A 22,490-nucleotide genomic window follows, 5' to 3' on the forward strand; every position below is an offset into this window, starting at 1 on the left:
GGCATACTGTGCTCCATGCAGAGGAGCCACATCATGGACAATCGATTCAACGCGGTTCGCTGGAAATGGTCGCCGCCATGCTCATCTCCGGCACCATTGGCTGGTTGGTGATGCTGTCGGGGCAGTCGGTGCTGGATGTGGTGTTCTGGCGCTGCCTGTTCGGCGCACTGACCTTGCTGGTCATCTGCGCGGCGATGGGCTTCCTGCGTCCCGGCTTCCTGACCCGTGCCACCTTCCTTCTGGCCGTACTCAGCGGCGTGGCCATCGTCGGCAACTGGGTACTGCTGTTCGCCTCTTATTCGCGGGCGTCCATCTCAATCGGCACGGCGATCTACAACGTCCAGCCGTTCATGCTGGTGGGGCTGGCAGCACTGTTCCTCGGCGAGAAGATCACCGCGCAGAAGCTGGCGTGGCTGGCGGTGTCATTTGTGGGGATGTTGGCCATCGTGAGCGCCCACGGCGGGCAGGGCGAAAGCGGCAGCGATTACCTGGCGGGCATTGCCCTGGCCCTGGGCGCAGCGCTGCTTTATGCGATTGCAGCGCTGATCATCAAGCGGCTGAGCGGGGTGCCTCCGCACCTGATCGCGCTGATCCAGGTCACCACCGGGGTTTTGTTGCTGGCGCCCATGGCGAACCTGTCCAGCCTGCCGCAGGGCACCGATACCTGGTCCATCCTGCTGACCCTTGGGGTGATCCACACCGGCGTGATGTACGTGCTGCTCTATGGCGCCATCCAGAAACTGCCGACCGCACTGACTGGCGCGCTGTCGTTCATTTACCCGATCGCGGCGATCTTCGTCGACTGGATCGCCTTTGGCCGACACCTCGAACTGCTGCAATGGGCGGGCGTGGCGGCGATCCTGATTGCGGCGTTGGGCATGCAGCAGGGGTGGGGATTCAACCTGCGCCGGGCGGCACAGGTCCAATCGTAGGTTGGTGCCAAGCGAAGCGCGGCCCAACGCATCGGCCCGATTTCCGCATCGTTGGGCTTCGCTGTGCTTAGCCGCAACCTACGGGCGCGGTGCGCTCAATGCACTTCTTTCGATGCCTGGCTGAACTGGAGGTCCGCCGTATTCAGGCGTTCCAGTTCACGGCGCACCATGTTGGCGAAGGCCGACGGCTTGAGGTGGTACAGCTCGGTGGCTACCCAGGCGAGCCAGCGCGGGCCCATGGCTTCGCGCTGCGCCAACAGGCGCAGCGCTTCGTCACGTGCCTGTCCGGCATGCTCCTCGTGGAACTGCCGGCGGCTTGCCGGATCAGTTGGCTTGCAGGCCGACATAGACGTTCTGCACGTCGTCGTGGTTGTCCAGGGCTTCGAGGAAGGCTTCCACTTCTTCCAGTTCGGCACCGGACAGGCTGACCGGGTTCTTCGCCTTGTAGCCCAGGTTGGCCGACTGCACGGTGAAGCCGAAGTCCGGCAGCGCCTTGCACACGGCGTCCAGGTCGGTCGGTTCGGTGTAGAACAGCGCGGTGCCTTCGTCGTCGGCTTCGAAGTCCTGGGCACCGGCCTCGATGGCGGCCAGTTCCACGTCGGCATCGGCGTTGGCGGGTTCCGCCTCGATCATGCCCAGGTGGTCGAAGTCCCAGGAAACCGAGCCGGAGGTGCCCAGCTGGCCCTTGCGGAACAGCACGCGGACTTCAGCCACGGTGCGGTTCAGGTTATCGGTCAGGCACTCGACGATCACCGGCACGCGGTGCGGAGCGAAACCTTCATAGAGGGTGCGCTCGTAGTTGACCACTTCACCGGAAAGGCCAGCGCCTTTCTTGATGGCGCGCTCCAGCGTGTCTTTCGGCATGGAGGCCTTCTTGGCCTGGTGCACGGCGAGACGCAGCTTGGGGTTCATGTCCGGATCGGCGCCGTTACGCGCGGCGATCATGATCTCTTTCACCAGTTTGCCGAAGATCTTTCCTCGGGCATTGGCGGCGGCTTCTTTGGGTTTGGCTTTCCACTGGGCGCCCATGGCGGCTCTCTCGCTGGTTCATCGGGGAAACGGGTGGCGATTCTACTGGGGCGGCGGGGGAGGCTGCCAGCCAACTCGTCAGCCCGCCAAGCCTTGCGGAGAATCTGGCACCAACTGGCCATTATGGTTAGATTGCATCTCACCAGGCCAACAGGCGCCAGGCGGCGTAATCGCCCCTGCGAGGTGGAGTCCGAATGCAGTTGCCCAGCAGTTCCAACGCGCCGGAAGGTGTCAGAGATGAGCGATTCAACGGCCTGGTCCGCATGGCCAGACGGCACTTCGATGTCAGGGCCGCCCTCCTGATCACCGGCGACAGCGACCTCCAGCGGGTCCGCGCCTGTGACGGCTGGACACTGGCAGCCCCATTGCCGAATGGCCTCCTTCCCCCTTTCTTCGCCGCCCACGGTGATGCCCTGCTCGTGTTGCCTGATATCAGCACGGACGAGGAACTGTGCAATCACGAACTGGTGAGGGCCCTGCCCGATCTGCGCTTTTTCGCCGCCTGCCCCTTGCCCGGGGTGGATAGTGCCCCATTCGGCACGCTCTACCTGCTGCACGACCAGCCCCGGGATCTGGATATCGATCAGCAGCAGGGGCTGCGTGACTTCGCCGAACTGGCGGCCGGCGTGCTGGCGCGGGAGGAGTCGGATCGGCGGGAACTTGAGCGCCTGCGGGAAAGCGAGCGCCGCCTGGCACCTGCCATCGCCGGAAGCGGAACTGGCATCTGGGACCGCAACACGGTCACGGGCGAAATCCATTACTCCACGGGCTGGAAAGCGCTGCTGGGGTACGCCGACCACGAGGTCGGCAATCGCATCGAGGAGAGTTACACCCGCGTCCACCCGGATGACCTGGCGTACGTGCAGGCGACTATCCAGGCCCATTTCGAGCGGCGCACCGAAGCCTACGAAGTGGAACACCGGTTGCGTTGCCGGGACGGCAGCTACAAGTGGGTGTGCAGTCGCGGCAAGGTGGTTGAGCGCGACGAGAACGGGAAACCGCTGCGCATGGTGGGCACCACCACCGACATCACTGCCATGCGCGCCCTGTCGGAAAAGATGCAGCAGACCGCCGCGCTGATGACCGACCTCACCAACGAGATTCCGGGCATGGTCTTCCAGTACCGGCGACGGCTGGATGGGCATTCGTACTTTTCCTATGTCAGCGCCGGGGTCCGCGAAATCTACGGACTGACGCCGGAACGGCTTGAGCAGAGCGCCGACGCGTTGCACGCGATCATCCACCCGGACGATCTCGCGCTGTACCTCGGTTCCCTCGAAACCTCCGCGCGTGACCTCAAACCCTGGCATCTGGAGTACCGGGTGCTGTTGCCGGATTGCGGCGCGTCCTGGCGACAGGGCGATGCGCGGCCCAGGCCACTGGCGGACGGCAGCGTGCTCTGGCACGGCTTCATCACGGATATCACCGAGCGCAAGCTGATCGAGGCGGAACTGCAGGTGTTCGCCACCACCGACTCGCTGACCCAGCTGTCCAACCGCCGGCATTTCATGCAGCAGCTCGAGGGTGAACTGGCGCGTGTGCAACGCTCGGCCGGCTACTGCGTGGCAATCCTGATGTTCGACCTTGACCACTTCAAGGCCATCAACGATCGCTGGGGCCATTCCGTGGGGGACCTCGCACTGCGACACTTCTCGTCGATCCTCTGCGCTCAGCTGCGTCGGACCGACGCCGCCGGGCGCATGGGCGGCGAAGAGTTCGCGGTGGCGCTGAGCAATGCTTCAGTCGAGGAGGCCACGATCTTCGCCCAGCGTGTGCAGCAGGAACTGAGCAGCACACCACTGCCACATGGCGACGAGCACCTGGCGCTGGCCGTCAGCGTCGGTATCGCCACCATCCATCCCACCGACTCCAGCGCCGAGGTCACCCTGTCACGCAGCGACATGGCGCTGTATCGCGCCAAGCGCGGCGGTCGCAATCGCATCGAATGCCATTGAGTGAGCCAGGTTGACGCGGCGGCCATGATCCTGGCTGACCGCTGAAACCGGCCTCCTGAATTCGTCTACCTGGATGGGTGCGGCCAGGCTTCACGTTCTGAAACTGACGCGCGACTGGGTGGAAACGGGGGAACCGGACGGCGGTAGCTGATAACAAAACCTAATCCAGGGTGTTGCAGGGCGAAGCCGCGCGGCGGATTTTCTTTCACCTGCGCGCCGCAAATTGCCACGGAGAGTGCACAGGATGGGGTGGAATCGCGCATCATTGAGCGCAGTCAGCTTGAGGGAGGTTTCCATGGAGGTCATGTCATCCGTTCTACGCCTTGGCGCACTGTCGGTGGGACTGGCGGTGGCCAGCGTCGTGGTGGCGAGCGAGGAGACGCAACTGGTCGAATCCATCAACGCCTATCGCGGCCAGGTGCAGCCTTGTGCCGGCCAGGCGTCGATGGAGCTGCCCCCGCTCAAGGCTGATCCGCGTCTGATCCTGCCGGCCGGCAGTATTGGCGACCTTCAGCAAGCGCTTTCCCGAACGGCTTATCCGCTGGTGAATGTGCAGGCCATCAACCTCTCCGGCCCGCGTGACGCCCAGGCGGCCATGAAGGCCCTGCAGGAAAGCTTCTGCCAGGTGGTGCTCGACCCGCAGTTCGTCGATGTCGGCGTGAGCCGCGAGGGCCAGGACTGGCGCATCGTGCTGGCCCGGCCGCTGCTGGCTGGCGGCCTGGGCGACTGGCAGGCGGAAGGGCAGAAACTGTTGGCGCAGATCAACAGCGCTCGCAACCAGGCCCGTCAATGCGGTACCCAGTCGTTCCCCGCTGCAGCGCCGCTGACCTGGAATGCCACCCTGGCCGGCGCCGCCCTGGAGCATACCCGCGCCATGGCGAACCAGAATTTCTTCGACCACAAGGATCGCGACGGCCGCACCCCCGGTGACCGTGCCGAGCTGGCCGGTTACTCCGCGCAGCTGATCGGTGAGAACATCGCCGCCGGCCTGGATACCTCCAGCAAGGTGGTGGATGGTTGGCTGGCCAGTCCCGGCCACTGCGCCAATCTCATGAACCCGCAATTCCGTGAACTGGGCGCCGCCTACGCGGTGGACCCGAAGAGCGATGCGGGCATCTACTGGACGACGATGTTCGGGGCGCAGTAAGCGCGGGGAAATCAGTCCAGCCCGTTCTTGACTCGCTCACCAAGAATGAAGGCCTTGCCCAGATCGGGGGCGACCACGACCGGGAGCAGTGAATAACTGCCTTCCGGATAGTTGCCACCGCCACCGGCGCCGTACTGAATGACCAGCATCACCTGGTAACGGCCGTTCACGCCGTCCTCTTTCAGATCCGAGCCATCGGGCGCCTTGGCTATCCAGGCGGTGATGGGAATTTCCGGGTCGCCGTGGGGCTGGAACCTACTCGCCCTGTCGCCGTCATGGATGCGGATCACCGGCTCTCCGTCACCCTCGTACTCGTAGGTACCCTTGATTGGCGCCGGAAGGCTGGGGCTCACGCTGTAATCCACACCGTTGACCGTTTTGGTGAGCAGGCCATTGGCTGCCGGGGCCGAGGCTTCCGTGCTCGCAGGCGCGGGTTGGCTGGCAGCGTTCTCTCGCTCGATCTGGGCCAATATCTCGGCCGCCTGAGCGTTCACTTCCTCCTCGATGCCCGCCTCCTGGATCATGGCTTTGTGCTGGGCCATCAAGGCCTCTACCTGGGCGTCTTGTGCTGCGCTGTCCGGGCTGGCGACGGGAGGATTGTCCTGGGGCCCGGCGGATACCGACGGAGCGGATTCGACGACGGCAGTCTTGGCGGTCAGCGCCGAATGGACGTGCTCAGCGGAAGGTGCCGATTGGCCTGTGGCGGTCACGGCCGGTGACGGGGCAGCTTGCTCAGCGGTGGGTTGCTGCGTGGCAGGTGTCGGCGGAGCGGTTTCGGCAATCGTCTGCGTGGGGGCGTTCTCTTGCGGATAGGGCGTGGAGAACAGGACTTTCGTCACCTTGCCATCAGCGCTCGCTTCGACAATCTCGTGCACATAGGCGCCATCGGGGGACTGGCGGATGCGGTAGGGCGCGATGCCGAGAAAGAGCACGGAACCATCGGCTTCGAGCGTGCCCACCCATTCGACGCCGTTCAGGTTGCTGATCAGTTGGCCCGGACGAGCGCCGCGGCGAATGGTGCGGCTGAAGAGCACGTCGCCGCCTTGGCTTCGAGCCGTTTCACGGATTTCCTGGCCCGGTGTGCTCCAGGAAATGTCGTAGCCTGGCACGTCCTGCTGTTGGGGCGTGAAGCGATGACCCACGAGTGAGGCGTAAGCCCCCCATACGGCCGGCTCTGCGTTGAAGCGGATACTGAAGTCCGCTGGCGGCACCGCTTGCGTGTAGCCGGACTGGGGCGGCACGGGCACACAGCCGGCCAGCAGGCTGACCATGAGGGCAAGGCTGGACGCAGCATGGGGCCGGCGGCCGGTCCATGGCGATATCGTGGTCTTCATTGTTGTTATTCGCTCCTGTCCTTTGTCGGTCGTGCTCCACGCAATCCGAATGTTTTTACCGGAAGCACCGATGGTTTGACAGGGGCCGTTCGGGGCGCAGTAAGCGCCCCTTGCCGCGCTTCAGTCCTGGACGAGATGCGCTGCGAAACCGCTGTCGCTCGGGGCGAGATCAGGGCGCAGGGTGAGGGCGGGAATTTCGTAGTCGCCGGCGTTCTGCTTGCGGTAGGGGACGGGCGGCGTCTGCCAGAACCTGTCCAGGCGCTGGCCAAGCTCTTCTCGCACGGCGGCGAAGCGGGATTCGTCCATACGGCTGGTGCGATAGACCAGGAAGGGCGGCAGCACGTCAAAACCGGGGTAGTGCAGGATGCCGTGCTGGATGGGGAACAGCAGGTCGTCGATGGGGCCGTTGATGCCGCGCGAACTGTAGTGAGAGTCCCAGCCGCCGGTGGTGACGATCAACATGGCGCGCTTGCCGGCCAGGTTGCCCTCGCCATAGCGATTGCCCCAGCGGCTGTCGGAGTGCTCGCCCACGCCGTAGGCGAAACCATAGGCGTAGACGCGCTCGACCCAACCCTTGAGGATCGCCGGCATGGTGAACCACCACATCGGGAACTGCAGGATCAGCGCATCGGCCCAGCGCAGCTTTTCCTGCTCGCGGGCAATGTCCTCGCTCTGCCGGCCATTGGCGAAGGCCTGCTTCGAATCCCCGGACGGGGAAAAGGGCGCGCCCGGCTGGTAGTCGAGGTGGTCATCGGCATCCAGCGTGGCCTTCCAGCCCATCGCATAGAGGTCGCTGACCTGAACCTGATGGCCGGCGGCTTCCAGGCGTTGCACGGCGAAATCCCGAAGGGCGCCGTTTAGGGAGCGGGGTTCGGGGTGGGCGAATACGATCAGGACATTCATGGGGAAAACCTCCAGTGCGGGATGGGCGCAGGATGGAATTCCGCCAGGTATATTGGAAATGAATATCCAATATTCCAGGTATTGCAATGAATAATCTCAGGCGGCTGGACCTCAACCTGCTGGTGACCCTGGACGTGCTGCTGGCCGAGCACAACGTGACGCGCGCGGCGGAGCGGCTGAACTTCTCTCAGCCTTCGGTGAGCGTGCATCTCGCGAAGTTGCGCGAAGTCTTCGACGACCCGCTGCTGTTGCCGGGGCCACGCGGCATGCGCCCAACCGCGCGCGCCGAGGAGTTGCGCGAGCCCCTCCGCCAGGCGTTGGAGGCGTTGGAGCGGGCGGTGGCGCCGGCCAATGCCTTCGACCCGGCCGAGGCGCAACAGACCTGGCGGGTGGCCGCCACCGACTACGGCGAGTCATCCATTCTGTTGCCGGCCCTGGCTGGACTGCGGGCGCGGGCTCCGGGCACCCGACTGGCCGTGGTGGAGATGGCGCCGGCGCGCATCGCCCGGCAGGCGGAGCAGGGAGAAATCGACCTGGCCTTCCACACGGTCGAAGGCTCCCCCCACAACCTGCGGCGACGCACCCTGTTTGCCGAGCGCTACGTGCTGGCAGGCCGCGTCGGCCATCCGGGGCTGAAGCGGCGACCGACCTTGAAGCAGTTCTGCGCGCTGGAGCAGGTGATCGTCTCGCCCGATGGAGGCGGCTTCCACGGCATTACCGACGAGACCTTGGCGGAGCATGGGCTGGAGCGGCGGGTGGTGCTGTCCGTGCCGCATTTCCTCTTCCTGCGCTCGGTGCTGGAGAGCACCGACCTGGTGGCCATGCTGCCCGAGCGACTGGTACGCGGCAGCGCCTCCCTGCAAGTGGTGGAGGCCCCGCTGGAGATACCGGGCTACGAGATGGCCATGCTCTGGCACGAACGCTCCCACCGCGACCCGGCGCACCAATGGTTGCGGGAGCAGATCGTTCAGGCGGTTTGAGGGTAGCGTCGGTGCACGGACAGCCCCCTCTCCCTCTGGGGTGAAGAGGCACGCTTTCGGAAGCACGGCTTCCGGTGCCGATGAACGCCTGAGCGCGAAGCGATCAGGCTGGGGCGCAAAGCGGGGGTGGGGTGAGGGGAGCAGGCCGGCTCGGTGCCTGCCTATTTCGCGAATGAATTCGCTCCCACAAGGGAACGTGGTGTAGGAATGTCAGAAACGACGACGGGAGCCCTTGGGCTCCCGTCGAGGTGAATCATCAGTGCGGCTGGTTCAGGGTCAGGCGCATCTGGCGGTTCACATCCTTGTACAGCAGGTAGCGGAAGCGACCAGGGCCACCGGAGTAGCAGGCCTGCGGGCAGAAGGCGCGCAGCCACATGAAGTCGCCGGCTTCCACTTCGACCCAGTCCTGGTTCAGGCGATAAACCGCCTTGCCTTCCAGCACGTACAGGCCGTGTTCCATCACGTGGGTTTCAGCGAAGGGAATCACGCCGCCCGGCTCGAAGTTGACGATGTTGACGTGCATGTCATGACGCATGTCGGCCATGTCGACGAAGCGGGTGGTGCTCCAGCGGCCTTCGGTGTCCGGCATCACCCTCGGCTCGATGTCCTGCTCGTTGGTAACGAAGGCTTCCGGCAGCGGTACGCCGTCGACTTTCTGGTAGTGCTTGCGAATCCAGTGGAAGCGGGTGTGCTGACCGGAGGTGTTGCGCACCTTGTAGTCGGCACCCGGCGGGATGAAGGCGTAGCCGCCCGGCTGCATGGTGTGGACCTGGCCTTGCAGGGTCAGGCTCAGCTCGCCTTCCACGATGAACAGCACAGCTTCGGCGTTGACGTCCTGCTCGGGCTTGTCGCTGCCGCCGTTAGGGGCGAGTTCGACGATGTACTGGGAGAATGTTTCGGCGAAACCGGACAGCGGGCGGGCGATGACCCACATACGCATGTTGTCCCAGAAGGGCAGGTGGCTGGTGACGATGTCACGCATCACGCCCTTGGGGATAACGGCATAGGCTTCGGTGAACATGGCGCGGTCGGTGAGCAGCTCGGTCTGTGCCGGGTGCCCGCCGTGCGGCGCGTAATAGGTGGATTTGGACATGGGGCATTTCCTCATTGTTGTCATGCTGCCTGGCGCTCATGGCGCCGAGGCGACAAACCGTGCAGATCGGTGCGCCAGGGGGAGGGCGCGGCCGTCGCTGAAAGCCACGATATCCAGCGGCGATTTCATGCACAAATTAAATGTTGGAATCCGCCGTATTCATTTTTCGAATGTGAGTGCGGCTGACGCTCAGCCCCGAGTGTCCTGGGCCAGGACCCGTGTCAGCACGCGCGCGAGCTCTTGCACCATCGGATCCGCCGCAGGGCGATGGAGCAGGGCCACTTCGAACATATCCACAGCGGGCAGACCGGTGTTCTTCGGCACTACCGCGTGGCCTGCCGTGACCGCGCGCAGCGGCAGCAGGCCGATGCCCATGCCGTCGGCGATGGCCGACTGAATGCCGGAGAGGCTCGAACTGGTGAAGCTGATGTGCCAGCGGCGTCCCACGGATTCCAGGGCGCTGATCATCTCGTCGCGGTACACCCCGCGCGGCGGGAAGGTGACGATCGGTAGCGGGTCGAGGTCGATGCAGGGGTTGTTGGCGCTGTCCACCCAGCGCGTCTTCTCCGGCCAGCAGGCCACCGCCTCTCGGCTGTTCTGGCGTTGTTTGAGCAGCACCAGATCCAGTTCGCCCCGGTCGTAGCTGGCACTGAGGTCACGGCTGAGGCCGCTGGTGACCTCCAGCTTCACTTGCGGGTAGCGCCGGTTGAAGGCGGCCAGTTGCTCGGTGGTGCGCCCGGTAGCGAAGTCGTCCGGCACACCGATGCGTACGGTCAGTGCCACGGTGGCACCGGAGAGCGCCTCGGCCATTTCGTCATTGAGGGCCAGCAGGCGCCGTGCATAACCCAACAGGGTTTCGCCGGCATCGGTGGGCAGCACATCGCGATTGCCGCGTTCCAGCAGGCGATGCCCGGCCATTTCTTCCAGGCGGCGAATCTTCTGGCTGATGGTGGATTGGGTTGAATGCAGGCGGGTGGCGGCGGTGGTGAAGCTGCCGCAGTCGGCCACCGTGACGATGGCTCTCAGCAGGTCGAGGTCGAACAGCCGGCTATTCGATTTTTCACTTTCGCTCATGGCGGTATCGGTTTCATGAATGACCCTTCAGCTTTTAGCAGCTCACCTTCGCCCCGGCAATCCGGCCGTGTCGAGTGCCCGGAAACGAGTAGGCCTGGGACACCGCGGTGCCCCAGGCCCTGGTTTCGGCAATCTCAGCGGGATTCGATCCTGCTCAGCGAGTGGCCGGCGACGAAGATGGAAGCGGCGAGCAACCCCAGGTCCTTGAGGAGGAACTGGCCCGGCGCAACGCTGATGCCGGGGAATCCGACGCTGGGCTCGATCACGCCAGGGGTCGAGAACATGAAGCTCAGCGTGGTGAAGAACAGCCCAGCAGAAAGGGCACCTCCCACCAGCGAAAGCTTCGGCGACAGCACGCGTCCCGCAATCAGAAGGCCGATGGACACCTCGAGGAACCCGAGCAGGGTGGAGAAGGTCCGCACGCTGAACAGGTCATAGAGCCAGCCTAGCAGTGGGCTGTTGCTCACGAGCGGGACTAATCCCTCTGCTTCGTACTGGGTGAACTTCATGCCGCCGAACCAGAAGTAGATGACGGCGAGGGCGAAGTAGGCGCCGTAGGTTCCGACAGCGGTGGTGTAGGCCCCGAGCGACAGTCTGTTCGTTTGGGTGGGGTTGGCTTGGCTGGTGATATCGAGCGTTTTCATGGTTCTGGCTTCCCGTAACTTGGCTAAAGGCGTCCCGGCACTCTGGTTGAGTGGCCATGGGACGAAGGTTCAACGTGCAACCTGCGTGGGAAAGACCGAGTGGTCGTTCCGTGCCCCTCACGCCTGGGGCCATCAGTTTCCGATGAGTCATCTCTCCTGATCCCCCCGCGGACTGCGTGGGGTGTGGAGATAGTGTTGCCGGGTAAGCCAAGCGTTTGGGCGCATAACGTATGAGGTTTGGTGCAGATCGTCTAAGACGAGCGGGAATCCCTGCCGGCCGCGACGCTGGCGCAGTGCCCAGCCCTGGGCTTCGCTTTCCAGTAATGGGACCGGCATATCGGTCCGGCCTTGAGAGGAGCATTGCCATGAGCGGGCACGGCAGCGAACTGCTGGAGCGGGTACTGGTGGCGCATGGTGGAAGCGAGCGTTGGAACGCGTTCACCCGGGTGGATGCCAGCATCGTCACGGGTGGTTCGCTCTGGGGCATGAAGGGGCTGACGCAGGACAGCGAACCGCGCAGCATGACCGTCTGGTTGCATGAGCAGAGGGCGTCGGTGATGCCGTTTGGCGCGCCGAACCAGCGCACGGCGTACACGCCCGGCCGGATCGCGATCGAAACCACCGATGGGCACTTGCGGGCGGAACGGCTCGATCCACGGGCGTCGTTCCAGGGCCACGGGGAAACGACGCCCTGGGACCCGCTTCACCGCGCCTACTTCAACGGCTATGCGCTGTGGTCATACCTGACCATGCCGTTCCTCTTCACGCTGCCGGGCGTGAAGGTTGAAGAGGTCGCGCCGTGGGATGAGAACGGTCAGCCATGGCGGCGTTTGCGGGTTCACTTCCCGGAGTATGTCGCGACGCATAGCCCGCTACAGGACTTCTATTTCGACGAGGGCTTTCTACTGCGTCGCCATGACTACAGCGTCGACGTGAGTGGCAGATTGCCCGCCGCCCAGTACGTCCACGATTACATCGAGGCCCAGGGGCTGCGCATGCCGGGCAAGCGACGGGCGTACCGCCGCGATGCGAATAACCACGCCATCGAAGCGCAGCTGCTGGTCGCTATCGATATCAGCGAGTTGCGCTACTCATGAGAAATCGATGCTCTGGTCCCAGGGGTCGCTGCTCTTGCCGCGTCTGTTGACTTGCCGGCGGTCCTCCTCGAAGCGGATGGTCTCGCGGCGATCCCCCATCTTGCGCCGATCACCGCCTTGACGTGTTTCGATCTGGAACTTCGCCTTGCCCCGGGCGGAGGGTTCCGAGGGATCGATGGGCTTCATGCTGAGCTTGTCGAGGTTCGGTTTGTCGTTCGTATTCATCGCTTCACTCCGGTGGGACGCCAACTACCAGAGGGTAGATCGGGGATCGGCCCCACACTTGGGGGATGGAATGAACGGCCGATTGGGGCGCCTATTCGTCGCCTATTCGGTCCAGTCGACATCGTGCTCGGCGAGGTACGCATCGACTGCCGACCCTACGGTTGGGTGGAACACCTCGGTCCCGATCTCATCCAGTACGCCCAGGCGGTGCATCTTGTCCTTGACCGGGTCCTTCATCTCGGCAAAGCGCAGCTCGATCCCCCCTTTGCGTAGCCTCCGCTCCAGCTCCACCAGCATGTCCGCCGAGGTGACGTCGACGCTGGTGACCGGTTCGGCAGCCACCACCACGCGGCGAACCGGAGTGGGGGACTGGGCGATAGCTTCTTCTATGCAGCGCTGGAACTGCTCGGCGTTGGCAAAGAACAGCGGCGCATCCCAACGGAACAGCAATAATCCCGGCACCTGCCGCGCGTCTGGATAGCGCGAGATGTCGTGGTAGCCACGGATGCCGTCCACGCGTCCAAGGATGGCGTGATGAGGGCGCCAGCCGTCCCAGAGAAATTCGATCACCGCAATCAGCACAGCCAGGCCGATGCCGGGGACCGCACCGAGCACGACCACGCCTATCAGGCAAACGATGGACAGCCAAAACTCCCAACGCTGGATGCGGTGGATACGGCGCAGATCCTTGAATTCGAACAGCCCGATGGCGGAAGCAATGACCACGGCCGCGAGCGCGCTTTCCGGCAGGTGCTGCAACAAGTTGGGGCCGAGAAGCAACAGCAGCGACACGCCCAGGGCGCCAAATACGCCCGTCAGTTGGGATTTGGCACCTGCAGACTCGGCTACGGGCGTGCGTGAGGAACTGCTGCTGATGGGAATTCCCTGGAACAGTCCGGTCGCCAGGTTCGCCACGCCCAGGCCGATCATTTCCTGGTTCGGGTTCACGCGGGTCTTGGTTTTTGCCGCGTAGGTACGAGAAAGCACGCTGGTATCGGCGAAGGCTACCAGGGCCACGGCGAAGCCGCCGATCAGCACGGCGGTCAGGTCTTTCATCTCGATGAGCGGCAGGGCGAAGCTCGGTAATCCCTGGGGTACCTCACCGACCACCTTCACGCCGTGGCTGGCTTCCAGGCCGAATGCACCCACTACCAGGGTGGCCGCCACGACCGCAATGAGAATGCCGGGTACGCGCTCGAAGCGCTTGAGCAACAGGATGACGACCAGGCTGCCGGCGCCCACCGCAAAGGCGTACCAATTGGCCTTGCCGTCGAACAGCGCCTGGAACAGCCTCACCACATCACGCAGCGGACCGGCACTTTCAATGGAGATACCGAACAGCTTCGGCGTCTGGCTGATCAACACCGTCAGTGCGATGCCGTTCATGTAGCCGTAGCGAATCGGCTTGGACAGCAATTCCGTCACGAACCCGAGCCGCAACAGGCCCGCACCGATGCAGACCACGCCTGACACCAGCGCCATGGCACTGGCCAGGACGATGGCGCGCTGCGGGTCGCCTCCAGAGAGCGGCAGCACGACCGCAAGAATGATGGCGACCAGTGCCGAGTCCGGCCCGAGCACCATGTAGCGGCTGGGGCCGAACAGCGCATAGGCGAGCAGGGGAACGATGGTGGCGTACAGGCCGTAGATACCGGGAACGCCCGAGGCCTCGGCATAGGCAATGCCGACGGGAATCAGCATGGCCGTGAGGACCAGGCCGGCCAGCAGGTCCCGCGGAAGCCAGCCAGGTTGGTAGTCGTGCAGGAGCTGCAATCCCGGCACCCATCGCCGCCATCCAGTGGGCGCAGGAGCCGGGGTGCCCGGCGGTGGCTCTGGCGCAGCAGTCTTGCTGGATGGGGGCTGGTTCATGAACCGTTCCTGCCTCGTGTTGGTCTGCTGACGGAAAGCGATATGTCACGCATGCAAAGGTAGACCCCGGGGAGCAGTCTCACCTGACGGCGCGATGGGCAGTGCCTAGACTCATCAGGCACACGCCTCGTCGTATCCCCTCGGCGGGCAGTCTGGCGTGCCGTCGTCACTACAACCGGGTCATACCGGGAGGAGGCGGGCGTGAACAAGCATCCGATGGCAGGCATCTCGCGGCGGCATTTCCTCGGCGGCGGCGTGGTGCTGCTGGGTGGCGGGTTGCTGGCAAGGTCCGTCTTCGCCCAGCAAGCCTGCTCGGTGACCCAAGGCGATATTCTCGGCCCGTACTACCGCTTCGGTGCGCCGTTCCAGTCGCGGCTGGCCGGACCCGAGGAGCCGGGCGAGCGCCTGGTGGTGACGGGTACCGTGTTCAGCGCCGATTGCCGCACGCCCGTCGCGAACGCGCTGGTGGAAGTCTGGCAGGCCAACGGCGCTGGCCTGTACGACACCGAAACGCCGGGCAACTACACCGATAAGGGCAACTTCAAGTTGCGCGGCATGCTCTACACCGACGCACAGGGCAAGTACCGCATCGAGACCGTCATGCCTGGCCGCTACCCCGTTCCGCCGAATCTGCCGGGGCTGGAAAAGTACGGCGGGATCATGCGCCCCGCACATATCCACTTCCGGATCATGGAATCGCTCCACGTGCCGGTCACGCTACAGCTCTACTTCAAGGGCGACCCCTTCATCGCCGGCGATCCCTGGGCCCATGATCGCTTCACCAACACCATCGAGCTGGAGCAGGACGGCGAACTGCGCCGGGGCCTGTTCGACATCGTGCTCGCCCGCGGCTTCGGCTGAGTCATGCCCCAATTGCAGGCGGTATTGCTCGATATCAGCGGTGTGCTGTGCGATGGCGACCAGCCCATTCCTGGCGCCGTGCAGGCCGTGCGCCAGTTGCAGGACAGAGGCTACCCCCTGCGGCTGATCACCAATACCTCGCGCCAGGGCCTGACCACCATCCAAAGGCAACTCAAGGCCATGGGCTTCGAGGTGCAGCCGGAGCAACTCTTCACTGCGCCCAGGGCCGTGCGTCGCTACCTGCAGGACCACGGGCTGCGCCCGTTCTGCCTGATCCATCCGGGGCTGGAAGAGGAATTCGCCCAATGGCTCGATCAGACAGACCCGGATGCCGTGGTCGTGGGCGATGCAGAAATGCGCTTCGACTATGAACACCTGAACCACGCCTTCCAGTTGCTGATTGGCGGGGCGCCACTGATCTGCATGGGCGACAACCGCTACTTCCGTGCCCTGGGCGCCTTGCACCTGGATGCCGGGCCTTTCGTGCGGGCCCTCGAATACGCCGCAGGCACCACGGCATTGGTGCTGGGCAAGCCATCTGCGGACTTCTTCGCCAGCGCGCTGGACGATATGGGCGTGAGTGCCGATCAGGCGTTGATGATTGGTGACGATGTGGTGGCCGACATCATCGGCGCCCAGGCTGCCGGCCTGCACGCTTGTCTGGTGCGAACTGGCAAGTATCGGCAAGGGGATGAGTCCCAAGCTCCGAAGGCCCTGGTGGCCGCCGACCTGGCGGAGGCGGTGGTGCGGTATTGCTGAGCGGCAGGTTGCTATCGCGGAGCTACCGGTTGGAATTCCTGTTCATTCGTTCTGGGGAATCGGTAAGAGAATTCATGAAGTAAGGTGAGAATTCTGGGCTGGGTTGTATGAAGTTGAAGATTTTTATGTGGAATGGTCCGATTTTATTTTTTCTGTAGTCATTTGTTGAATGTGGCTGTCAGGGGATTCCGATATCTGTTGTGTTGATGGTGGTAGGTGCGTAGACCTTTGGAAATTGTCTGAGTGTGGGTTCTTGTTCGGCCTATTTCGGGTGCTCATATTCATTCGCTCTTGGAATGGAGCCAGAGCGATGAATGGTCGAGAGAAACTTCTGAAACGATTTCGGCCCGTGCGGCAAGACACAAAATCTATACGGTCTTCTCGAATTTCCGCCCACAAAGAGGAGACTGCCTGATGAAAGTCGAGAAAATTGACCTCTATGGCAATGGCAACTTTTTCGTCCGCCAGTTTCTCCCTGCTGATGAGCCCGTGAGGAACGTGGTCGTCATTTGTGGTGGCCTTGGGATTAACGCCGTTTTCTATCAATCATTCGCACGCTGGCTTGCTGAGCGAGGTTCTTGCGTAGTGACGTTCGACCATCGTGGTCTGGGTCTCAATGCGGTTCCCGAGGCGGAGATGGATCGAATAGATGTGGAAACCTGGTTCAGCCAGGATCTGAGCACCATCCTGTACCGGTTGCGCCTGAAGTATCCCGATCTATCGCTTTGCTGTATCGGACATAGCTTCGGTGGCGCGACCTTGGGAGCATGTCCTGCCATCGGCGTCGTAGATCGCATTGTGCTGGTTTCGGCACAAAGCGGTTACATGGGCAACTTCGGGCTTCGTATCAGGGCACTGCTTGGGATGTATGTCTATGTCCTGATCCCGTTGCTCGTTCCATTGCGTGGCTACTTTCCTGCCAAGAAAATTGGAGCCGGTGAGAACATTCCACGCAGGGTAATTCACCGTTGGCGGCAATGGGTGCGGGCGCCTGGGTATGTTCAGGATGATCTAAGTCTGAATCGCGAGGGTTACAGGAAGTTCAAGGGTAGCTTGGCAGCGCTGGCATTCAGCGACGATCAGATGGCGCCCTTGAGTACCGTTGTCGAGGTCGTTGACTACTACAGCCACGCCTCCCACTCAACGTTGCAAAGCATCTCCCCTGAAGAGACGGGTATGAGTGAGATAGGGTACTTCAAGATGTTTTCCCGCGCCGCTGCGGAGACCATCTGGCCACTAATACACAAGAGCCTCACCTCCGCACCTGAATGGCTTGGTGGTATCCGGCACTGATCTCTCGTGGCCATCAATCGCCGTTGGGGCACTCCTTCCTATGTGTCCTGAATGCGCACTTTGCTCCACCCAGCCTTTGGTCGAAACGCAGACTGGGTGGAGTATTTCATTGAGAAATCCGAGTCGTTGCTTGGGCTGGGGCGACGCTTGGCATCGTTTCGCTCGGACCAACATTACGGGGTGTGCTGGTCAATCCATAGCCAGGGGAGGGCGCCGTAACCTGGTGGACCCCGTCACCCTCGACGCGATGGGTTTCGTGCCTCAACCCATCCTATGTGAAGCGTGATCAGGCGTTGGACGTAGGTTGGCGCGGGCGGCGTTCCGCTAGAGCGAAGCGAAACCCAACGTGAAGTAGCTGATGCGGACGGATACCCAACCCATGTGTTGGATCGATGAAACCGTCGCGGGCTGTCACACAATTACGTAAACGTGGCGCTCGAACTCGAGTAGCTTTACGCCGTTTATGTAATCGAGAGTTGAACAATGGATATCTTCGACCGTTTGAAGGCCGCCGCGCCTGCCGACTGGAACAGCTATGTAGATCATGCATTCGTGCGCCAGATGGCAGCTGGGACGCTGCCGCAAGCTGCTTTTCAGACGTATCTGGTACAGGACTATCTGTTCCTGATCCAGTTCGCCCGGGCCTGGGCACTGGCTGCCTACAAGAGCCGCACTCCGGCGGATATTCGGGCGGCACAAGCGGGGCTGGCGGCCATCCTCGACGAGACCGACCTGCATGTGCGTTTGTGCGCGCGGTGGGGGCTTTCGCAGGAAGACATCGAGTCGGCGCCGGAGCACCAGGCGACCGTGGCGTATACCCGCTTCGTACTGGATTGCGGCGCAGCAGGGGACCTGCTGGAACTCCATGTGGCCCTGGCACCCTGCGTGATCGGCTATGCCGAGATTGGCCGCAACCTGACGCCCGATGGAGTGGCAGCACTGGGTGACCATCCCTATCGCGAGTGGATTGGCGAGTACGCAGGCGAGGCGTATCAGGGCGTGGCCTCAGCGGCACGCAAACACCTCGATGACCTGGCGGCGCGCAGCATGACGGAGCGTCGTTTCGAGGAACTGGTAGACGTGTTCGCGAAGGCGTCGCGCCTGGAAGCGGACTTCTGGCAAATGGGCTTGGCGAGCGTACAAGCCTGATCAGAAAAACGGCAGCCGCTGATACGGCTGCCGTCCGGGCAGCTTCATTCGTCTCTGACGAACCTCTCTCCTAGACACCTGTCGCGAAATGAAAAGTGCCTGACAGCTGAAGCGAAGTCGGGACGAACCGTCATTCCTAGGATCTTGAGCACCAGGCCGGGGCTGCATCACGCCGCAACCTCGCCTCTGCACACCAGTATCCCTTGGCGCCTGTCGAGGCCGGGATTCCCTGGTTCCCATAATCCGCAGCGTTGCTCGAATCAGGAATACAGATGCGCCAGAACATGCCGATCACCCAACGGGAGCGCAGCGTTCCCGATCACCAGCATCTGACTTCGGCCACCGATTGCCGCGGCATCATCACCTACTGCAATGACGAGTTCTGCGCTGTCAGCGGCTTCAGCCGCGAGCAACTGATTGGCAGCCCACACAACCTGATACGCCACCCGGACATGCCCGAACAGGTATTCGGGCAAATGTGGGACTACCTCAAGGCTGGCAAAAGCTGGATGGGCATCGTCAAGAACCGCTGCAGCAATGGCGATTTCTATTGGGTCAACGCCTATGTCACGCCGATTCTCGAGGCGGGGCAGGTGGTGGGTTACGAGTCGGTGCGGACCCGTCCTGACGCCAGGCAGGTGCGCCGCGCCGAGCGGCTTTATGCGCGACTCAATCGCGGGCAGGCGGCAAATTCCGCGGGGGAGCGGCTGGGCGTGGCGGCGCGCTTCCTGCTGCTGCCGGTGCTCGGCGCGCTGCTGGGCATGACCCTGTACGCCAACGGGCATGCAGGGCTTGGTATTGCCAGCGTGCTGTTGCTTACCTTCGCACAAACCCTGGCCACCCTGGGGTTCGTGAAGCGTGCCTTGTCGCGGGTGGCACAGGCTGCGCCCAAGGCATTCGCCAGTGACTTGGTGGCGCGCACCTATACCGATGACACCGGTGCTGTGGCCAGCCTGCAGCTGGCGTTGATCAGCGAGGGGGCGCGGATTCGTTCCGCCCTTTGCCGGCTGGGCGATTTTGCTGACCTGACCGCCAGCCAGGCCTCGCAGAACGGCCAGTTGGTGCAACAGGCCGAGCAGGCGCTGCAAGCGCAACGGGTCGAGGCAGAAATGGCGGCCACTGCCATGCACGAGATGGCGACGTCGATCGCCCAGGTCTCCAGCCATGTGCAGCAGACTGCTCAGGAAGCCCAGCAGGTCAGCCAGCTTTCGCTGGAGGGCTCGCGACAGGCGCAGCAGAGCCGAATGGTGGTCGAGAAACTGGCACAAACCGTGGACCAGATCAGCACATCGGTAACTGGGCTGGCCACCGAAGCCGAGTCGATCCAGCAGGCGGCGGACATGATTCGCGCCATCGCCGAGCAGACCAACCTGCTGGCCTTGAATGCGGCCATCGAAGCCGCTCGTGCTGGCGAGCAGGGACGTGGCTTCGCCGTGGTCGCCGATGAAGTGCGCGCCCTGGCGTCCAAGACCCAGGAGTCCACCGAGGCCATCCAGCGCATTATCGTTAACTTGCAGAATGTGGCCGGTAAGGCCGTGACGGTCGCACGGCAGGGCAGCAGTGAAGCGCGTAGCGGGGTAGAGCGGGTAGTCGAGACGGAAGCCGCCCTCGATGGCATCACCATTGCGGTCGAGCGCATCCACCTGATGGCCGAGCAGATGGCCAGCGCAGCCGGGGAGCAGAGCCAGGTGGCCGAGGATATCTCGCGGCAGATCGGCACTATCTCCCAGGCCGCCGAGCACAATGCTGTCATCACCTCGCGCTCCTCCCAGCTGGGTAGCGAGCTGGCAACCACCGCGCATTCCCTGCACGCGTTGGTTGCGCGTTTCAACACCTGACGAGGCATGGAACATGCGCGCGTGCCGACCTGTGCAACGGGGTCTGCACGCGCGTGTCGTAGGTTGGGTAGAGGCACGAAACCCAACGATGCCGGAGCCCCGACCAGGCTCCGGCATTCAGCGTTACCTGCACCAACCTACAGATGCGTAATCGATCACCTGCGGCGGGCGCTGTAGTCAAGTAGGGTGGATGACGCTCTTTTCATCCACCAAACTGAGCCAATCCCTCGCTCACTCGCCCCAATTCCCCGCCTCGTTCTCCAACGCATTCCCCGCCCAAACCACCGGATAAATCCCATTCCTCACCGCCCGGTGAAAGCTCGAGTACGGCCAATCCCGCACGCTTTGCACGTGACCATGTTTGACCGGATTGAAGTGGATGTAATCGAAGTGCCGCTGGTAATCGAGGTCGTCGCGAATCAGGTGTTCCCAATAGCGGCGTTGCCAGATTCCCCGTTCCCCTCGGGCGTGTTGGGGATAAGTGCGTGATTCCGAATTCGCCAGCCGTTTCGAGAAGGCGAATTTGATCGCCTTCCAACGATCCGCAAATGCCATGTCGCCGGGAGGCAGCGTCCACAGGCAGTGCATATGTTCGGGTAGCACAACCCAGGCATCGATATGGAACGGGTGACGTTGTTTGACCGAGCGAACCACGGTGCGCAGCAGGTCGATTTCACGTACCAGCAGATTGTCACGACGGTCACGCAGGTTGACGGTAAAGAAGTACGTGCCGCCCGGCATCCGTGCACGGCGGTAGTTGGACATGGCTCTTCCTTGAGTCGTCTTGTAAAGCGGTGGATGAAAAGAGCGTCATCCACCCTACACAAGCCGGAGTATATGGGACACCCAGGCTACCTTGCTGAATTTACAGGCTACCTCGCTGAGAGAATAAAATGTATTGGGATTAGATTCGTTCATGGCGTTATCCGAGCAGTCGGAACCAATCTTTTACGCTGAGTTCTAGTCGAAATTTTTCATCCTCTGCTAGCATGCTGCAATGTGCTATAGGGTTCCTTAGAGTGTTTAAGTTGAACATTATTTTTTCAACGGCTTTTATGTTGTTGAATATGCTTGAAAATATCGACCAGTTGCTTTTTATTATTTCTCCGAGCTCTCCAAAGTTTGTGTAGTCTAGCTCGTTGCTAGATCGGGGGGTTATTCCAGATTCGCGCTCTCTTAGAATTCTTTTTTTGACTTCTTGGTGGATTATTTGTGGAATTACTTTGTCATTCCACCAGTCAGGGCCATTAGTAGACTCCAGTAGGTCGGAGATCTGCTTTCTTATGGTTTTCTCTAGGCAGTAGAATAGCTCATAGCTTCTGGACATCTGCTCGGCTTCTGCTCGGAGAACTTCCTCGAATTGAGGAAAGTAAGATCTTTTAATTTCCTCTTCCGTGTTATTTTCCGCTCTTTCAATGCTGCGAAGCTTAAAGTTGTGAATGGCTTCTATTTTATCGAGATCGGATTCGATCAGCATGTTGGTCATGCCAAATGATTTTATCTGGTCGTCAAATTTCATTCATGACTCCAGTAAGTGATCTTTGAGGCTTTTGAATATGGCGTTGAATACTTCGATGTCTTTGGTGGCAGGCAAATTAAGGTTGATTGTGTAGGACAGGTTTATGCTCTTTCCATTGTTGACGTGGTTTTGGGGTTGCTGGGGGATGTCATAAGGAAGTTGAACTATAGGGGGCGATGGGTTTTGAGTTTCCTCGGTCTCATTGCTTTCTTGGGTGTCAAAGTCTGAAATTCGGCGAAGCATATTAAAGGTGGCAAGGGTGTATTTGGTAGAGGCGGAGTTGCGCTCGCCACCTGTGCACTCAACGATTAGGCCAAGTACGTCTTGGTCGCTTGCGTCGTGTACATATTCGTTCATTTCATAAAGTCGTTGATAAAGTAATCTGAAAGATTTTCCTACCGCGACTCTAGATTTCTTAGGGTTCCTAAATTCTTTGTACAGATCAGTGGGCGTGCCGTCAGTTCCTACGAATCCCATTTTCTTAATGAAGGGTATGCAGGACGCCGCAGTGCCTCCTTTCATTGCTAGCTTGGTCGAAACAAAGTCCCGAGTGAATCGCTCTGGAACAGATGCTGTCTTGATTTTCTCAAGCATGTTCTCAAGCGTGCCTACAGCTGTACTGTATGGAAGGTTTTCAGCCATTTCGTAAACTCCTCGCAAAAAAAAGCCCCGCACAATGACGGGGCTTTTATCTTTCTATTGTCCCGTCCTGAATAAGGTTTACACCTTTGCCCTTATTTTCAGGAGCGCTCCATGGCAGAAGGTGTACGACGTAGCCAGCGCGATTAC

Annotated in this window: 22 protein-coding genes; 10 read left to right on the top strand and 12 right to left on the bottom strand. The window is 61.8% G+C overall.

Going from position 1 to position 22,490, the window contains the following annotated elements:
* Positions 1–77 precede the first annotated feature (77 nt).
* Positions 78–932 carry a DMT family transporter gene (locus MnOB_RS22340; protein WP_234358314.1) on the top strand — a complete coding sequence of 285 codons (855 nt, stop codon included), beginning with the start codon at positions 78–80 and terminating at the stop codon, positions 930–932.
* Positions 933–1,027: 95 nt separating this feature from the next.
* On the opposite strand, the gene MnOB_RS22345 is transcribed toward MnOB_RS22340, so the two are convergent.
* Positions 1,028–1,279 carry a hypothetical protein gene (locus MnOB_RS22345; RefSeq protein WP_077526424.1) on the bottom strand — a complete coding sequence of 84 codons (252 nt, stop codon included), beginning with the start codon at positions 1,277–1,279 and terminating at the stop codon, positions 1,028–1,030.
* Entirely contained in the window at positions 1,257–1,961 is a 705-nt protein-coding gene (locus MnOB_RS22350; protein WP_077526425.1) for a YebC/PmpR family DNA-binding transcriptional regulator, read from the bottom strand. The genes MnOB_RS22345 and MnOB_RS22350 overlap by 23 nt, the downstream gene beginning before the upstream one ends.
* Positions 1,962–2,155: 194 nt before the next feature.
* Here MnOB_RS22350 and MnOB_RS22355 point away from each other — a divergent pair, with 194 nt between their 5' ends.
* Both MnOB_RS22355 and MnOB_RS22360 read left to right on the top strand, forming a co-directional pair.
* Positions 2,156–3,916, top strand: a complete 1,761-nt coding sequence (locus tag MnOB_RS22355; protein ID WP_077526427.1) for a sensor domain-containing diguanylate cyclase — start codon at positions 2,156–2,158, stop codon at positions 3,914–3,916.
* Positions 3,917–4,211: 295 nt separating this feature from the next.
* Complete coding sequence (locus MnOB_RS22360; RefSeq protein WP_077526428.1) at positions 4,212–5,063, top strand: CAP domain-containing protein; 852 nt, start codon at positions 4,212–4,214, stop codon at positions 5,061–5,063.
* A gap of 11 nt (positions 5,064–5,074) precedes the next feature.
* On the opposite strand, the gene MnOB_RS22365 is transcribed toward MnOB_RS22360, so the two are convergent.
* Positions 5,075–6,397, bottom strand: a complete 1,323-nt coding sequence (locus MnOB_RS22365) for a hypothetical protein (protein ID WP_077526429.1) — start codon at positions 6,395–6,397, stop codon at positions 5,075–5,077.
* 120 nt (positions 6,398–6,517) lie between these two features.
* On the bottom strand, positions 6,518–7,300 hold the full coding sequence (locus MnOB_RS22370) for an NAD(P)H-dependent oxidoreductase (protein ID WP_077526430.1): 783 nt from the start codon (positions 7,298–7,300) through the stop codon (positions 6,518–6,520).
* 86 nt (positions 7,301–7,386) lie between these two features.
* On the opposite strand from MnOB_RS22370, the gene MnOB_RS22375 reads away from it, so the two are divergent.
* The gene (locus tag MnOB_RS22375) at positions 7,387–8,280 is read left to right on the top strand and encodes a LysR family transcriptional regulator (protein WP_077526431.1); all 894 of its coding nucleotides are present in this window, start codon (positions 7,387–7,389) and stop codon (positions 8,278–8,280) included.
* A 256-nt stretch (positions 8,281–8,536) separates the two neighbouring features.
* On the opposite strand, the gene MnOB_RS22380 is transcribed toward MnOB_RS22375, so the two are convergent.
* The 3 genes from MnOB_RS22380 to MnOB_RS22390 form a co-directional block, all read right to left on the bottom strand.
* Positions 8,537–9,373 carry a bifunctional allantoicase/(S)-ureidoglycine aminohydrolase gene (locus MnOB_RS22380; protein WP_077526432.1) on the bottom strand — a complete coding sequence of 279 codons (837 nt, stop codon included), beginning with the start codon at positions 9,371–9,373 and terminating at the stop codon, positions 8,537–8,539.
* A gap of 189 nt (positions 9,374–9,562) precedes the next feature.
* Positions 9,563–10,447 (bottom strand): LysR family transcriptional regulator, encoded by an 885-nt coding sequence (locus tag MnOB_RS22385; protein WP_077526433.1) that lies wholly within the window; start codon positions 10,445–10,447, stop codon positions 9,563–9,565.
* A gap of 134 nt (positions 10,448–10,581) precedes the next feature.
* Positions 10,582–11,091, bottom strand: coding sequence for a YkgB family protein (locus MnOB_RS22390; protein WP_077526434.1), 510 nt, complete (start codon positions 11,089–11,091; stop codon positions 10,582–10,584).
* A 365-nt stretch (positions 11,092–11,456) separates the two neighbouring features.
* On the opposite strand from MnOB_RS22390, the gene MnOB_RS22395 reads away from it, so the two are divergent.
* Positions 11,457–12,188: a hypothetical protein gene (locus tag MnOB_RS22395; protein ID WP_077526436.1), complete on the top strand. Its 732-nt coding sequence runs from the start codon at positions 11,457–11,459 to the stop codon at positions 12,186–12,188.
* Here the strand turns inward: MnOB_RS22395 and MnOB_RS22400 are convergent.
* Together MnOB_RS22400 and MnOB_RS22405 are read right to left on the bottom strand one after the other, a co-directional pair.
* On the bottom strand, positions 12,183–12,413 hold the full coding sequence (locus tag MnOB_RS22400) for a hypothetical protein (RefSeq protein ID WP_077526438.1): 231 nt from the start codon (positions 12,411–12,413) through the stop codon (positions 12,183–12,185). The two genes, MnOB_RS22395 and MnOB_RS22400, sit on opposite strands and share 6 nt — an antisense overlap.
* Before the next feature lie 102 nt (positions 12,414–12,515).
* Positions 12,516–14,282 (bottom strand): SulP family inorganic anion transporter, encoded by a 1,767-nt coding sequence (locus tag MnOB_RS22405; protein WP_077526440.1) that lies wholly within the window; start codon positions 14,280–14,282, stop codon positions 12,516–12,518.
* A 201-nt stretch (positions 14,283–14,483) separates the two neighbouring features.
* Between MnOB_RS22405 and MnOB_RS22410 the strand changes: the two genes are divergently transcribed.
* The 5 genes from MnOB_RS22410 to MnOB_RS22430 all read left to right on the top strand — a co-directional run bounded on the left by MnOB_RS22410 (position 14,484) and on the right by MnOB_RS22430 (position 20,182).
* Positions 14,484–15,143 (top strand): dioxygenase family protein, encoded by a 660-nt coding sequence (locus MnOB_RS22410; RefSeq protein ID WP_077526442.1) that lies wholly within the window; start codon positions 14,484–14,486, stop codon positions 15,141–15,143.
* Between the two features lie 3 nt (positions 15,144–15,146).
* Positions 15,147–15,902 carry a TIGR01458 family HAD-type hydrolase gene (locus tag MnOB_RS22415; RefSeq protein WP_077526444.1) on the top strand — a complete coding sequence of 252 codons (756 nt, stop codon included), beginning with the start codon at positions 15,147–15,149 and terminating at the stop codon, positions 15,900–15,902.
* Between the two features lie 414 nt (positions 15,903–16,316).
* Positions 16,317–17,195 carry an alpha/beta hydrolase family protein gene (locus MnOB_RS22420; protein ID WP_077526446.1) on the top strand — a complete coding sequence of 293 codons (879 nt, stop codon included), beginning with the start codon at positions 16,317–16,319 and terminating at the stop codon, positions 17,193–17,195.
* A gap of 483 nt (positions 17,196–17,678) precedes the next feature.
* Complete coding sequence (gene tenA / locus MnOB_RS22425) at positions 17,679–18,344, top strand: thiaminase II (protein WP_077526447.1); 666 nt, start codon at positions 17,679–17,681, stop codon at positions 18,342–18,344.
* Between the two features lie 272 nt (positions 18,345–18,616).
* On the top strand, positions 18,617–20,182 hold the full coding sequence (locus MnOB_RS22430) for a methyl-accepting chemotaxis protein (RefSeq protein ID WP_077526449.1): 1,566 nt from the start codon (positions 18,617–18,619) through the stop codon (positions 20,180–20,182).
* Between the two features lie 231 nt (positions 20,183–20,413).
* On the opposite strand, the gene MnOB_RS22435 is transcribed toward MnOB_RS22430, so the two are convergent.
* The 3 genes from MnOB_RS22435 to MnOB_RS22445 form a co-directional block, all read right to left on the bottom strand.
* Positions 20,414–20,947, bottom strand: a complete 534-nt coding sequence (locus MnOB_RS22435) for an REP-associated tyrosine transposase (protein ID WP_077526451.1) — start codon at positions 20,945–20,947, stop codon at positions 20,414–20,416.
* A 157-nt stretch (positions 20,948–21,104) separates the two neighbouring features.
* Entirely contained in the window at positions 21,105–21,701 is a 597-nt protein-coding gene (locus MnOB_RS22440) for a Swt1 family HEPN domain-containing protein (RefSeq protein ID WP_077526453.1), read from the bottom strand.
* Entirely contained in the window at positions 21,702–22,343 is a 642-nt protein-coding gene (locus MnOB_RS22445; RefSeq protein ID WP_077526455.1) for a DUF5343 domain-containing protein, read from the bottom strand.
* Between the last annotated feature and the right edge of the window lie 147 nt (positions 22,344–22,490).

Origin of the sequence: Metapseudomonas resinovorans (genome assembly GCF_002003485.1) — a bacterium.
GTDB lineage: Bacteria > Pseudomonadota > Gammaproteobacteria > Pseudomonadales > Pseudomonadaceae > Metapseudomonas > Metapseudomonas resinovorans_D.

Coding starts and splice junctions, on each gene's coding strand:
- MnOB_RS22340 (WP_234358314.1), top strand. CDS start 78: ATGCTCATCTCCGGCACCATTGGCTGGTTGGTGATGCTGTCGGGGCAG.
- MnOB_RS22345 (WP_077526424.1), bottom strand. CDS start 1,279: ATGTCGGCCTGCAAGCCAACTGATCCGGCAAGCCGCCGGCAGTTCCAC.
- MnOB_RS22350 (WP_077526425.1), bottom strand. CDS start 1,961: ATGGGCGCCCAGTGGAAAGCCAAACCCAAAGAAGCCGCCGCCAATGCC.
- MnOB_RS22355 (WP_077526427.1), top strand. CDS start 2,156: ATGCAGTTGCCCAGCAGTTCCAACGCGCCGGAAGGTGTCAGAGATGAG.
- MnOB_RS22360 (WP_077526428.1), top strand. CDS start 4,212: ATGGAGGTCATGTCATCCGTTCTACGCCTTGGCGCACTGTCGGTGGGA.
- MnOB_RS22365 (WP_077526429.1), bottom strand. CDS start 6,397: ATGAAGACCACGATATCGCCATGGACCGGCCGCCGGCCCCATGCTGCG.
- MnOB_RS22370 (WP_077526430.1), bottom strand. CDS start 7,300: ATGAATGTCCTGATCGTATTCGCCCACCCCGAACCCCGCTCCCTAAAC.
- MnOB_RS22375 (WP_077526431.1), top strand. CDS start 7,387: ATGAATAATCTCAGGCGGCTGGACCTCAACCTGCTGGTGACCCTGGAC.
- MnOB_RS22380 (WP_077526432.1), bottom strand. CDS start 9,373: ATGTCCAAATCCACCTATTACGCGCCGCACGGCGGGCACCCGGCACAG.
- MnOB_RS22385 (WP_077526433.1), bottom strand. CDS start 10,447: ATGAGCGAAAGTGAAAAATCGAATAGCCGGCTGTTCGACCTCGACCTG.
- MnOB_RS22390 (WP_077526434.1), bottom strand. CDS start 11,091: ATGAAAACGCTCGATATCACCAGCCAAGCCAACCCCACCCAAACGAAC.
- MnOB_RS22395 (WP_077526436.1), top strand. CDS start 11,457: ATGAGCGGGCACGGCAGCGAACTGCTGGAGCGGGTACTGGTGGCGCAT.
- MnOB_RS22400 (WP_077526438.1), bottom strand. CDS start 12,413: ATGAATACGAACGACAAACCGAACCTCGACAAGCTCAGCATGAAGCCC.
- MnOB_RS22405 (WP_077526440.1), bottom strand. CDS start 14,282: ATGAACCAGCCCCCATCCAGCAAGACTGCTGCGCCAGAGCCACCGCCG.
- MnOB_RS22415 (WP_077526444.1), top strand. CDS start 15,147: ATGCCCCAATTGCAGGCGGTATTGCTCGATATCAGCGGTGTGCTGTGC.
- MnOB_RS22420 (WP_077526446.1), top strand. CDS start 16,317: ATGAAAGTCGAGAAAATTGACCTCTATGGCAATGGCAACTTTTTCGTC.
- tenA (WP_077526447.1), top strand. CDS start 17,679: ATGGATATCTTCGACCGTTTGAAGGCCGCCGCGCCTGCCGACTGGAAC.
- MnOB_RS22430 (WP_077526449.1), top strand. CDS start 18,617: ATGCGCCAGAACATGCCGATCACCCAACGGGAGCGCAGCGTTCCCGAT.
- MnOB_RS22435 (WP_077526451.1), bottom strand. CDS start 20,947: ATGTCCAACTACCGCCGTGCACGGATGCCGGGCGGCACGTACTTCTTT.
- MnOB_RS22440 (WP_077526453.1), bottom strand. CDS start 21,701: ATGAAATTTGACGACCAGATAAAATCATTTGGCATGACCAACATGCTG.
- MnOB_RS22445 (WP_077526455.1), bottom strand. CDS start 22,343: ATGGCTGAAAACCTTCCATACAGTACAGCTGTAGGCACGCTTGAGAAC.